The organism is Myxococcales bacterium, from assembly GCA_016717005.1.
GTDB lineage: Bacteria > Myxococcota_A > Polyangia > Haliangiales > Haliangiaceae > UBA2376.
This window is the reverse complement of the sequence record JADJUF010000047.1, coordinates 1-11,413: the sequence shown is the minus strand read 5'-3', so window position 1 is coordinate 11,413 and position 11,413 is coordinate 1. Positions and strand designations below refer to the sequence as shown.

The window sequence follows — 11,413 nt, the reverse complement described above, 5'->3', positions numbered from 1 at the left end:
GACCGTGACGTCGAGCCTGGCCGGCATCAACCGTGGCTCCACCTGCAGCCGCTCGTACAATCTCGGGCACCGCTGTCGCGCTGAGCGCCACCGCGGCCACCGGGTCGTCCCTCGCCGGCTGGAGCGGTACGGCACCGGCACCGGCGCGTGCCCCGTGACGATGACTCCAGGCGCCGAGCGTGACGGCGATGTTCACGCTCGTCCCCTACACGCTGACGGTCACCGGGCGCCGCACCGCGACCGGGACCGTGACGTCGAGCCCGTCGGGCATCGGCTGCGGCGGGACCTGCGCCGCGCGTCGTTCAACTTCGGCACCTCGGTCACGCTGACCGCGACCCCTATGACCGCCACACCACGGGCTGGTCGGGCGGGTGCACCGGCACGGGCACCTGCGGATCTCGATCGCCGCCCCGACCGGCGTCACGGGCCACGTTCAGCGCGGGGTTGCACGACGCAGACCGTGCAGACCTGTACGCCACGCAGTCGGTCTACGATCCAGTACCCCAGGCCGCCGGCTCGGTCTACCGCGACAACAACACCCGCGCGTACAACAACCTTACCGGCGACTGCGGCGGCGGCTTTCGCCGTGCGACATCACCGGCTGAACTCACTTCGACACGACGAGCATCCCGGACACGGCCACGATCTCGGCGATGTCAGCTCAACGTACGCGACCACGGTCTCCAACCACGCCGACCGTGCGGTCCAGCTATGGGCGGGACCAACTGGGACGCGCGCCACGGTCACCCAGGCGGCCCTGCCGCGCACGACCGCCCAGGTCGGCAACCCGGCCGCTCTTGACGGTGAACGTGCCAGCGCGTTCCTGATCACGATCAGCAGCCGGAGCCGGTCCGCCGACCTCGTCGACCACCTCTCACGTTCGGCCTCGACAACACCAACACCGCGTACACGTACGCGTACTTCCTGCGCTCGGACGTGGGCACCAACCGGCCGTACCCGCGGATCACGTACCGCAGCTGACGCCGGCGCGCGGCGCGGTGCGTCTCGGCGGGCCAGCGGTGGAGCCCCACGGACCGTGGACGCGGGCGCCGGTCGGGCTGCGCGGCGTGCATCATGGGCCCGGACGTGGGCGGTGTCTCATGCGCGCGTCCATGGCGTCCCAGGGGCCGCCTCGGTCGTCCACGCCACGCCGCGGTCCGCACGAATGGTCGGCGCATTGGCGCAGCGCAGCAGACATGACGGACGCGTGACGGACGCGGCGCGCCGACGGCGACGCGCTATGGCGGCGGGGCGGGCGCTCGCGGCCCGCGGCGGACGAGCCCGGCGGCGGTGGCGCTCATCGCCAGGGGCGCGGCGCTACGCTACCCGTCGTGCATCGCGGCGCTCCGCGTTTCACCTGGACGCCGGGCGTGCGTCCGGCGCGATCCGGCGGCGGCCCGGCGGATGTGGGCCGCGGCGCGCGGCGGGCGATGCCGGCTGCGCCCGTCCAGGCGCTCGGGTCGTGCCAGCAACGCCGGGCGCTGTCCAGGCGCAGGTGGTTCGAGGTGGCGCTCGTCCCGGGTGGCGCCTCGGCGCTGGAGCTCGGGAAGCTCCGGCTGTTCGGGATGGCGCCGGCGCGAGCGCACTGGGCGTCGCGCCTGGCTGGGACCGCGGCGGCGTCGAGTCGACGCGCCGGCCGGCCGCGAGGAGGCGATGCTGCTGCTCGTGACGTCCACCTCGACGGAAAGCGTCTTCGTCGCGCGGAGCTGGCAAGGATCGGGTCCCGGTGGCTCGCGGCGCGCGGCGGCGCGCGGAGCGATCGCGGCCACGTGGCGACGCGACCTCGCGGCTGACCGCCCCGCCGCGGGCCGGGCGTGGCATCGTCGGGCGTTGCGCACGTGCGCTCGTGCTCGCGGTCCCTGTCCCTGGTCGTCCCGTGCAGGGGCCGCGAGTCGGCGTCGGACTCGCCACCTGAGCGGCGCGACCCGACGGGGGGCGCCCGCGGCGGGTCGCCGCGCTGTCAGCCGGGGCGCGCGCGTGCGTCGTCGGCAGCGTCGTGCAGGCCAGGCCGACGGCATCGCTCCGGCTCCACGCTCGAGACTGCCGGGGCGCGTGCAGCGACGTGGCACAGACACCTGCGCGCCCCGGGCGTCGGGCTGGTCTACGTCGTCGGGCGACGACGCGAACCTGCTCGTTCGCGAGTCCGGCGCAAGCCCTGACGGATCCGTTTCACAAGGTCGCGGCGCTGGCGGCTACGATCCGTAGCGCTCCGGTGAACTCGATGGCGGTCCCGATCGCGTCGGCGTCGCGTGGCTCGGCTACCAGAACGGCCGGGTCCACCGCGCCTCTGACCATCATCGACGCCGGTGCGCGGCGCAAACCGGGGCGGCGGCCGCGGGGCCCGCCGCGGACGTTCGGCATGGGTTCGTCACCACCGACGGCCCGAAGGCGACGACCGAGCGGCTGTTCGTCGCGGCCGGCCTCGACGACACGCGCACCAGGGCCCCTGGCCACGCTCGACCCGACCACGGCCCGCCGACGTGGCGGCGATCGCGACGTTCACGGCCGACGGCTACCACCCCGAGCTCACCGGTACCGGCGACGGGCGCCTGTTCCGCGTACTTCCTGGCGCGCCCGGGCGCGGCGTCATCCAGGAGCTCGACCTCACGACCGGCCAGCCCGCGGGTCAGCGGGTGGACGCTCACCGGCGGCGAGGGGCCCACGTGTCGTCGCACGCCTTCGCGCACTGGGGCGGCGTGTTCTACGTCTTCACCACCGACGGCACCTCGAGCGTACGCGGTCCACATGAAGACCGGCGCGCAGGAGGAGGTGGCCACCGACCTGCCGATGCGGATCGTCGGCGCCGGCGTCTCGACTTGCGCCCCGCTGCTCGAGCGCGAGCCGCCGCCAGCGGACCTGGCGTCGGGGAGCGCTGTGCGCGGGCCCGGGCAGAGGCCGGCGCCAACGAACCGCTGCGCGTGCGGCGCCCCGGCGTCCGCCGAGGTGTCGGCGTCGAGCGAGTCCGGCGCGCCGCCGCCGCGATGCGCCGCGCCCCTGCTTACCATCGGCGCGTGCCCGACGAGCCATCGCCGGCGTCGATCGAGATCGAGCTCGACGGGTTGCTGGCGCGCGTGCCGAGCGCGTCGCCGCGCTCGGCGTCACGGCCGCGCCGATCGCGCTCGACGCCCGAACGACGATCACCGCCGTCGGTGAGCTGGGCGACGTGGCGATCGGCACGCCGCTGCGCCTGCGTGGCGCCTGGGCCGATCAGGCCGAACGCACGCTGCGGGTCACCGACTACGCTGCGCGCGCGCCCGACAGCGCCGAGGAGATCGAGCGCTTCCTGGCCCCGGGCTTCTTCCCTGGGATCGGCCGCGACCTGGCGCGCCGGATCGTCGCACAGCTCGGGGCCGACGCGCTGCGGGTGATCGAGGCCGAGCCGGCGCGCGGCTGCTCACGATCCCCGGCATCGGCGCCAGCCGGGCCGCCCGCGTCACCGCCACCTACACCCAGCACCGCCACCCTGGCCGACACGACGACGCTGCTCGGTGCGCACGGCGCGACCGCGGCGTTCGCCAGTCATGGGCCGCCATGGCGGCGTGGCGATCTGGCTGCCGACGTCGCCGGCGGTGGTCGCCGATGCTCGACCTGGCCCAGGTCACGGCCGCCGACGAGCTGATCGATCTGGCGCCGGCGACGGCGTGACCGTCATCGCCGCCGCGCAGCGCGGGGCGCGCGGCCTCGGCGTCGAGTCGAACCCGAGCTGATCGCGACCGCACGCCGCAACGCCATCGCCGCTGGCGTCGCGCACCTGGCCGAGTTCGCGCAGGCCGATCTGTTCGAGGCCGATCTGTCGCGCGCGACAGTGATCGCGTTGTTCCTGGGGCCCGCGGTCAACGGCACTCCTGCGGCCGCGCCTGCTCGCGCTGACGCCGGGGACCCGGATCGTCTCGAACGCCTGGGCGATGGCCGAGTGGGCCGCGGACGAGATCGCGTCGGTCGCCACCGACGGCTGGCGGTCGGCCCGCCCGTGGATCGTCCCGGCCCGGATCGAGGGCACGTGGCGGGCCACCACCGGCACGCTGGCCCTGACCCAGACGTACCAGGTGCTGACCGGCACGGTCGATGACGGCGCGACCCTGGTCGAGATCGCCGACGGCCGCGTCCGCGGGGCGCGGTTCGAGTTCCGCGCCGGGGCGGCCCGCTACGCCGGGGCGGTCGACGGCGACGCGCTGGTCGGGACGGTCGAGCGCGACGGCGTCACCCGCGCCTGGCGCGCCACCCGGCCCTGATCGCGGCGGGTGAGGGGCGTGAGGTGCCGGGCGTCGGCGGCGTGCGACGCTGGGGGCGAACCGTCGCTCGTCACCCGCTCGAGAGAGACCCCGATGAAGCCCCTGCTCCTGGCCGCCGCGTCGTCGCGCTCACCGCTGGCACCGCCGCCGCCGGTTCGATCCGCGTCTACAACAACGACTCGAAGACCCACACGATCGAGCCTGGCGCAGCGGCAGCAGTAAGTTCAGTCGAGGTCCGCGCCTCGACGACCGCCACCTACACGTTCCACTCGACGAGCAAGTCGTGCGACATCGTCGGCGGCACGGTCACGTTCCCGACCAAGACGCTTGAGGACGGCCAGAGCTGGAAGTTCAAGGACGGCAAGGCGAGCAAGAACTGACGGCGCGCGACTGCGCTGGTACGATGGAGGCGTGAGGCCAGGCCCCGCCAGCGCCGTCGACCAGTTCTGGCAGTGGGTCGTGGCGGAGCTGCTGCCGTCCTACGGCGCCGCGCCGGACATGGCGCTCATCGCCGAGCTCGGGCGGCGGGTCGACGCGCTCGGGCCGTTCGACTTCGAGCTGGGCCCGCTGGGCGACGGCCGCTACTTTGCGCTGACGCCGCGCGGCGCGTTCCCGGCGCTGGTGGCCACGCGGGCGATCATCGCGCGGGCGCCGACGATCCCGGGCTGGACGCTGTACCCGGCCAAGCCGCCGAAGCCCTGGAACGTCGCCGCCATGGGCGTGACGATCGCCGGGGTGCAGGTGCAGGTCGACGCCAGCGCGTGGAGTTCATGGTCTATCGCCACGACGACGGCCTGCACGACGTGCTGTTCCTGCCGCCGGCGGAGCCGCGCCTGCCTGCCGGCGCGGCCGAGGAGATCGCCACGACCCTGGTCGACGGTGAGCTGGGTGAGGAGCGCCGGATGGTGGCCGTCGACGTGGTCGAGGTGGTCACCGCCTGGAGCGACCGCGAGGCGGCCGGGGCGGTGCCGCTGCGATCAGGAGCCCTGGCGCGGGCGCTCGAGCGCCCGTAAGCGGCGCTCGCCATCGTCGGCGCTGTCCGGTGTCCGACGGTGGCGTCCGGCCGGCTGACGGATAGTCCGGGATCCGGACATGATCCGGCACGGGGCGACGGGCGGTCGCGGGGTTGCGGCGGGCACGCGGGCTGCAGTGGCGGTGGTGGTGGCGTCCGGCTGGGCGGCGCGGGGAGGTCATGTGCTGCAGATCATCGATGGGGCGACGGGCGAGGGCGCGGTGCGGATCCGGCCGCTGCGGCGCGTGGAGTACGAGCACCTGGCCAAGGGCGGGGCGTTCGACGACGAGGAGATCGAGCTGATCCACGGTGCGCTGGTCGAGGTCGGGACCGTCGACCCCTGGCACGATCAGGTCGTGGCCCAGGCGGCGGCGCGGCTGCGGACCCAGGTGGCGGCCACCGGTCGGGTGCTGGTCCAGACGCCGCTGCCGCTGGGCGAGTTCTCGGCGCCGCGGCCGGACCTGGCGGTGACCACGGCGACCTCGCACTGGGATGGTGGTCGTCATCGGACGCTGCTGGTGATCGAGGTCGCGGGCGCGTCCCTCGACAAGGACCGCGGGCCCAAGCGGCTCCTGGCCGCGCACGCCCCGATCGACGAGTACTGGATCGTCGATCTCGAGCAGGGGCTGCATCGAGGTGTTCGGTGACCGCGACCCGGCGCTCGGGCACTGGGCGTCGATGGGCGTGCGGCGGCGCGGTGACGTGGCCCAGCACCGCAGCCACCCGCACCTGCGGCTGGCCATCGACGACCTGATCCCGCTGCCGTGGACGACCGCCTTGCGGATGGATGCGGAAGCTGCGACACCCGGATCATGAGCAGCCCGACTCGGTCCGCGATCAGGTCAGCAGCGACGAGTGGCAGACCCGGGTCGATCTGGCCGCGTGCTACCGGCTGGTGGCGCGCTACGGCTGGGACGATCTGGTGTTCACCCACATCTCGGCCCGGGTGCCGGGCACCGACCACCACTTCCTCATCAACCCGTACGGGATGTTGTTCGAGGAGATCACCGCGTCGAGCCTGGTCAAGGTCGACCTCACCGGCGCCCGGGTCCTGCCGAGCCCGCACGAGATCAACCCGGCCGGCTTCACGATCCACAGCGCCGTCCACGCCGCGCGCGAGGACGCGCAGTGCGTGCTGCACACCCACAGCCTCAACGGCGTGGCGGTGTCGGCGCAGCAGGGCGGCGTGTTGCCGATCTCGCAGCAGTCGATCTTCGTCCTGGCGTCGCTCGGCTACCACGCCTATGAGGGCGTGGCGCTGCGGGACGACGAGAAGCCCCGCCTGGTCAACGACCTGGGCACCAACGGGTTCCTGATGCTGCGCAACCACGGCCTGCTCACCGTCGGCGAGTCGGTCGCCGACGCGTTCCTGCGCATGTACGTGTTCGAGGCGACCTGCGCGATCCAGGTGCGGGCCCAGGGCGGCGGCGAGCTGATCCCGGTCGATCCGCGGATCATCGCCGGCGCCACCGCCCAGCAGGCGGCGGTCATGCGCGGCCTCGGCGCCGGGCTGGCGTGGCCGGGCCTGCTGCGCAAGCTCGAGCGCGACAACCCCGGCTACCACCTGTAGCGCGCGGAGGATGAATCCGGAGCCCGGCGCGATCTTCAGGTCACGGTGACCCGGTCGAAGCACCCGGCGCGCGCCGCTACTGCGGCGGCGCCGGACCGCTGGCGTCGCGCGTGCTCGAGACCACCGGCACCAGCGCGAACGGCGGCGCCACGTACTCGAACAGGTTGCGCCCGATCGCGCGGGTGACGCGCGCGGCCCGGCTCGGGCGACCACCGAGCGCGCCATCGAGCACGTGCTGCAGATCGAGCGTGACGCCGAGGAATAGGCGCTGGGACGGGACCGCGTCGGCCGCGGCGTCCGGCTTGTACTTGCGGCTCTCGAACCCGACGCCGAGATCGAGGTAGTCGAGGGCGGTCGCGACCGCCCGCGGGGTCGCGCGCGGCCGCGGCACCGCGCCGAGGTGCAGCGCCAGCACGTAGGTCTCGCCGGAGTAGTCCTCGGCGATGTTCAGGCTGTTGCCCTTCTTGGGCCCGTTGTACTCCCCGCGCCACAGCCCCAGGTACTCGTCGCTCGGGAAGTACTGGACCCGGAAGTCGAGCCAGCGATCGAGCGCGGGCACAAGCACCATCGCCGCGGCCAGGCCGGCGCCGACGCTGTTGAACGCGAAGTCTCCGGGCGAGAACTTGTAGTAGAAGCCGTCCTTGACCTCGACCGCGAGGAACAGGCTCCACGACAGCGCGGCGCCGGCGATCGCGGCCGAGATGCGGCCGAAGCCGCCCAGCAGCGCAGCACGCCGGTGGTCGCGCGCCCGAGCGTGTACGTGGCCCAGGCGTGGCCGAGCTTGTCGGCGCCGCCGGCGTAGGTGTTGCGCCCGAACCACCCGTCGCCGCCGACGCCGAACTCGTCGAGCGACTCGACGTCGCGGTACCACGCCACGTAGGCCCACGCGCTGAAGCCGACGTACAGCCCGCCGACCACCGCGGCCGCACGCCAGCGATGATCCGGCGGCGGCGTCGGTGCGCGCCACGGCATCGGCGCGCCCTGATCGAGCCACGGGGTCAGGCACGGCGCGTCGGCGCGGGCCAGCGTGCAATCGGCGCGGGCCGCGGGCGCGGCGGTGACCGCGACCAGCGCGACCAGCGTGGCGACGTCGAAGCGCACCGGCAGACGCTACCCCAGAATCCCCGCCGACGCGGCCACCCGCCCGTGATCGCCGGCACGCCAACCCACCGGGTGTCAGCCGATCGGGAGCGGGGCCGCGCGCCGGGTGTCAGCCGATCGGGAGCTCGGGCGCGCCGGGTATCAGCCGATCGGGAGCGGGGCGGGCGCGCCGAGTGTCAGCCGATCGGGAGGTCGGGCGCGCCGGATCGGGAGGCCGGGCGCCGGGTGTCAGCCGATCGGGAGGCCGGGCGCGCCGGGTGTCAGCCGATCGGGAGGCCGGGCGCGCCGGGTGTCAGCCGGTCGGGAGGCCGGGCGCCGGGTGTCCGCGCGCGGGGTGTCAGCCGATCGGGAGGCCGGGCGCCGCCCAGCTCCCGGGAGCGGGGCCGCGCGCCGGGTGTCAGCCGATCGGGAGGCCGGGCGCGCCGGGTGTCAGCCGATCGGGAGGCCGGGCGCCGGGTGTCCGCGCGCCGGGTGTCAGCCGATCGGGAGGCGGGCGCGCCGGTGTCAGCCGATCGGGAGCGGGGCCGCGCGCCGGGTGTCGTCAGCCGATCGGGCGCGGGGCCGGCGCCGGGTGTCAGCCGATCGGGCGGGCCGCGCACCCGGTGTCAGCCGATCGGGAGGCCGGGCGCGCCGGGTGTCAGCCGATCGGGAGCGGGGCCGCGCGCCGGGTGTCAGCCGATCGGGAGCGGGGCCGCGCGCCGGGTGTCAGCCGATCGGGAGGCCGGGCGCGCCGGGTGTCAGCCGATCGGGAGCGGGGCCGCGCGCCGGGTGTCAGCCGATCGGGAGGCCGGGTGCGCCGGGTGTCAGCCGATCGGAAGGCGGGCGGCAGGCGGAACCTGGAGTCGGTGCTGGGCGCGCGGTGTAGCGTGGACCCATGTCGACCGCGCGCGCCCCCGTCCCGCCGATCCTGTACGGCACCGCCTGGAAGGAGGAGCGCACCGCGGCGCTGACCGCGCAGGCGCTGGCCGCGGGCTTCCGCGGCATCGACACCGCCAACCAGCGCAAGCACTACGTCGAGGCCGGCGTCGGCGAGGCGATCGCGCAGGCGGGCGTCCCGCGCGCCGAGCTGTTCCTGCAGACCAAGTTCACCTACGCGCGCGGCCAGGACGAGCGGCTCCCGTATGACCCCGCGGCGACGCTGCTCGACCAGGTGGCGCAGTCGTTCGCCAGCTCGTGCGAGCACCTCGGCACCGACGTGATCGACAGCTACGTGCTGCACGGGCCGTGGGCCGCGCTCGGCTGGCGGCCCGAGGATCGCGAGGTGTGGACCGCGATGGAGGCGCTCCACGACGCCGGCCGGGTGCGCCACCTCGGCGTGTCGAACATCAGCGCCGATCAGCTCGCCGCGTTGGTCGCCAGCGCGCGGATCGCGCCGACGTTCGTGCAGAACCGCTGCTACGCGCGCACCGGCTGGGATCACGAGGTGCGCGCGGTGTGCGCGCGCCACCGGCATGACCTACCAGGGCTTCTCGCTGCTCACCGCCAACCAGCGCGAGCCAGCTCGGCCGAGCACCTGCGCGCCGACCTGACCGCGCTCGCGGTCACGCTCGACCCCGCCGACGTCGCGGTCATCGAGGCGATCGGCGAGTAGCGCGGCGAGGTACCCTGCGTCATGAGCCGAGCTGCCCGGGTCCGAGCGATCGCGCCGGCGGCCGTCGTCGTGCTGGCCATCGTCGCCGGCTGCAGCCGCGATCGGTCGCCGCGGCCGCGCGTGCGCGCGGTGGGGACGATCGTGGTCGATGGGATCGCGCTCGACGATCCGCGCGGCTGGACCGCCGAGGTCGACCGCGTGCGCTCGTCGGCGGGGTTGGGCGCGCTGGGCGGCGCGGTGCCGCTCGCCGACCTCGAGCGCGGCCTGACCGTCACGCGGCGCCCGCACACGCGGATCATCGAGGTCTCGGTCGCGCTGGCCGATGAGCTCGCGTCGCGCCGGGCCTGCGACGCCACGGTGCAGGCCTACCTGAGCGCGCGCCTGCGCCCGGATCCGAGCGATCCCGTGACGCTCCTGCGCGCCGAGCTCGAACGCCAGCGCGCGACCCTCGTCGAGGACGACCCGGCCCAGGTCGCTGCCTACCAGCGCACGCTCGAGCGCCTGCGGACGGTCGATCTGGCGAGCGGCGAGCCGATCGCGGTCCGTGTCCTCGACCCGTGCGCGCTCGCGCCGCGCTGATCAGTACGTCGGCAGCGCGGTCAGGCGATCGGCTGGGCGGGGTGCGGCCGGTGCGGCCGGGGCGACGAGCGAGTACGCGCCGTGGCGCAGCTTGGTCGCGACCGGCGTGTCGGTGCCGTCGGCGGCGCACGTAGTACTGCTCGCCGGCGTTGATCGCGCGCGACCTCGGCCGGGTGGTCGGCCGGGAACATCCCCGCCGTCCTCCTGCCAGGTGACCCGCGCGATGTCGCTGGGCTGCCAGCCGCTCGCGGGCGCGCCGTCGACGAGCCGCACCGAGGTGATCCTTCTTGGCCATGCCCCAGGGTGGCATCGAAGCAGCGCCGGCGGTAGCCGCGGACCCATGGCCTCGCCGCGGTCGACGTTCGAGGTCAGGGGGACGGCGCCGGCGGCTTCGGCGGCAGGATCACCACGGCCGGCAGACCGGTGACCGGCACCTTGCGACCGCTGGCGAGCATCACCGTCGCCTCGATCCTCGACGCCGACCTGGAGCATGCCGATCGAGTAGTTGCGCGAGCACCCGAGCCGCCGAGGTACAGCCCCGGGGCGACCGTGGCCGGGACCCGCATCGGGACATCGCGTGGCATCCGCGCCACCGGCACCTCGAGCTCGGTCCACGGCGCCTGGGCGTCGCGGCGCAGGCGCACGTGCGCGCTGATCGCGGGCACGTCGACCGGCAGCACCAGCACCACGCCGTCGAAGGTCTCGGTGCTGAGGGTGTGCGTCATCGTCGCGAAGAACCGCTCGACCGAGACCGCCACGGAGGTCGGCGCCGGCGCGCGACGGCGGACGGTGAACGTCGCGTCGGCGCGGCCGTCGGTGATGTGCAGCCGGGGTGCGCGCGCTCAGCACCTCGATCACCAGCATCTGCGTGGTGCTGCCGGTCGTCACCTGGCGCACCTTGAGCGCGACCGCCGGCACCCGGCCGATCGTCGCGGTGAAGGTCGGCAGGGCGTGCCACCGCTGATCGTCGAAGTACACGATCCGCGCGCGCGGCGGCAGCACGGTGCCGTCGCCGGGCGCGTAGCCCTGGTTGCTGTAGCAGGCGGCCCACGCCACCGCGTCGGGGACCCGCGCCACCGCCACCGCGACCACCACCGCAACCACCAGGAGCAACGCGCGCATGCCCGACGGTGGCACACGACCGCCCGAACTGCCACCGCGGCGTTCGGGCGGGAGCGCGCCCGCCCGCGGGTCCGGACCTTTGCCCGAACGTGCCGCGCCCGGCACGCCGTGTCATCGAGGTCCGGCGCGGCGCGCACCGCCCGGCGCCGTCGTTCGACGCATCGATCGCGCAGCGTGCGATCGCCCGCCGGACGAGCGCCACCGAC

Annotated in this window: 14 protein-coding genes; 9 read left to right on the top strand and 5 right to left on the bottom strand. The window is 74.8% G+C overall.

All coding sequences use genetic code 11. The features are described from left to right. Positions 1-3,163 precede the first annotated feature (3,163 nt). The 3 genes from IPL61_39040 (at position 3,164) to IPL61_39030 (ending at position 4,612) form a co-directional block, all read left to right on the top strand. Positions 3,164-3,619: a hypothetical protein gene (locus tag IPL61_39040; GenBank protein MBK9037181.1), complete on the top strand. Its 456-nt coding sequence runs from the start codon at positions 3,164-3,166 to the stop codon at positions 3,617-3,619. Positions 3,620-3,905: 286 nt separating this feature from the next. Then, a complete protein-coding gene (locus tag IPL61_39035) occupies positions 3,906-4,232 on the top strand; it encodes a hypothetical protein (GenBank protein ID MBK9037180.1) in 327 nt (108 codons plus the stop codon). A gap of 23 nt (positions 4,233-4,255) precedes the next feature. Then, positions 4,256-4,612 (top strand): hypothetical protein, encoded by a 357-nt coding sequence (locus IPL61_39030; protein MBK9037179.1) that lies wholly within the window; start codon positions 4,256-4,258, stop codon positions 4,610-4,612. A gap of 201 nt (positions 4,613-4,813) precedes the next feature. On the opposite strand, the gene IPL61_39025 is transcribed toward IPL61_39030, so the two are convergent. Next, on the bottom strand, positions 4,814-5,017 hold the full coding sequence (locus IPL61_39025) for a hypothetical protein (GenBank protein MBK9037178.1): 204 nt from the start codon (positions 5,015-5,017) through the stop codon (positions 4,814-4,816). On the opposite strand from IPL61_39025, the gene IPL61_39020 reads away from it, so the two are divergent. The 4 genes from IPL61_39020 (at position 5,003) to IPL61_39005 (ending at position 6,814) form a co-directional block, all read left to right on the top strand. Continuing rightward, positions 5,003-5,245, top strand: coding sequence for a hypothetical protein (locus IPL61_39020; GenBank protein ID MBK9037177.1), 243 nt, complete (start codon positions 5,003-5,005; stop codon positions 5,243-5,245). The two genes, IPL61_39025 and IPL61_39020, sit on opposite strands and share 15 nt — an antisense overlap. A 181-nt stretch (positions 5,246-5,426) precedes the next feature. Further along, positions 5,427-5,891 (top strand): Uma2 family endonuclease, encoded by a 465-nt coding sequence (locus IPL61_39015; protein MBK9037176.1) that lies wholly within the window; start codon positions 5,427-5,429, stop codon positions 5,889-5,891. Further along, on the top strand, positions 5,881-6,060 hold the full coding sequence (locus tag IPL61_39010) for a hypothetical protein (GenBank protein ID MBK9037175.1): 180 nt from the start codon (positions 5,881-5,883) through the stop codon (positions 6,058-6,060). The genes IPL61_39015 and IPL61_39010 overlap by 11 nt, the downstream gene beginning before the upstream one ends. Continuing rightward, positions 6,032-6,814, top strand: coding sequence for a class II aldolase/adducin family protein (locus IPL61_39005; protein MBK9037174.1), 783 nt, complete (start codon positions 6,032-6,034; stop codon positions 6,812-6,814). The genes IPL61_39010 and IPL61_39005 overlap by 29 nt, the downstream gene beginning before the upstream one ends. Before the next feature lie 76 nt (positions 6,815-6,890). On the opposite strand, the gene IPL61_39000 is transcribed toward IPL61_39005, so the two are convergent. Continuing rightward, positions 6,891-7,373 (bottom strand): hypothetical protein, encoded by a 483-nt coding sequence (locus IPL61_39000; GenBank protein MBK9037173.1) that lies wholly within the window; start codon positions 7,371-7,373, stop codon positions 6,891-6,893. Then, complete coding sequence (locus IPL61_38995; protein ID MBK9037172.1) at positions 7,262-7,915, bottom strand: DUF2279 domain-containing protein; 654 nt, start codon at positions 7,913-7,915, stop codon at positions 7,262-7,264. Before IPL61_38995 ends, IPL61_39000 begins: the two co-directional genes overlap by 112 nt. 874 nt (positions 7,916-8,789) lie before the next feature. On the opposite strand from IPL61_38995, the gene IPL61_38990 reads away from it, so the two are divergent. Both IPL61_38990 and IPL61_38985 read left to right on the top strand, forming a co-directional pair. Further along, entirely contained in the window at positions 8,790-9,506 is a 717-nt protein-coding gene (locus IPL61_38990; GenBank protein ID MBK9037171.1) for an aldo/keto reductase, read from the top strand. 21 nt (positions 9,507-9,527) lie between these two features. Further along, positions 9,528-10,085, top strand: coding sequence for a hypothetical protein (locus IPL61_38985; GenBank protein ID MBK9037170.1), 558 nt, complete (start codon positions 9,528-9,530; stop codon positions 10,083-10,085). Here the strand turns inward: IPL61_38985 and IPL61_38980 are convergent, their stop codons facing one another. Together IPL61_38980 and IPL61_38975 are read right to left on the bottom strand one after the other, a co-directional pair. Further along, on the bottom strand, positions 10,086-10,358 hold the full coding sequence (locus IPL61_38980; GenBank protein ID MBK9037169.1) for a hypothetical protein: 273 nt from the start codon (positions 10,356-10,358) through the stop codon (positions 10,086-10,088). A 95-nt stretch (positions 10,359-10,453) separates the two neighbouring features. Continuing rightward, positions 10,454-10,810, bottom strand: a complete 357-nt coding sequence (locus IPL61_38975; GenBank protein MBK9037168.1) for a hypothetical protein — start codon at positions 10,808-10,810, stop codon at positions 10,454-10,456. Positions 10,811-11,413 lie beyond the last annotated feature (603 nt).

Excerpts from the sequence above, each read along its gene's own strand:
- IPL61_39020 (MBK9037177.1), top strand. The coding sequence starts at position 5,003 with ATGGTCTATCGCCACGACGACGGCCTGCACGACGTGCTGTTCCTGCCG.
- IPL61_38975 (MBK9037168.1), bottom strand. The coding sequence starts at position 10,810 with ATGACGCACACCCTCAGCACCGAGACCTTCGACGGCGTGGTGCTGGTG.
- IPL61_39035 (MBK9037180.1), top strand. The coding sequence starts at position 3,906 with ATGGCCGAGTGGGCCGCGGACGAGATCGCGTCGGTCGCCACCGACGGC.
- IPL61_39005 (MBK9037174.1), top strand. The coding sequence starts at position 6,032 with ATGCGGAAGCTGCGACACCCGGATCATGAGCAGCCCGACTCGGTCCGC.
- IPL61_38985 (MBK9037170.1), top strand. The coding sequence starts at position 9,528 with ATGAGCCGAGCTGCCCGGGTCCGAGCGATCGCGCCGGCGGCCGTCGTC.
- IPL61_38990 (MBK9037171.1), top strand. The coding sequence starts at position 8,790 with ATGTCGACCGCGCGCGCCCCCGTCCCGCCGATCCTGTACGGCACCGCC.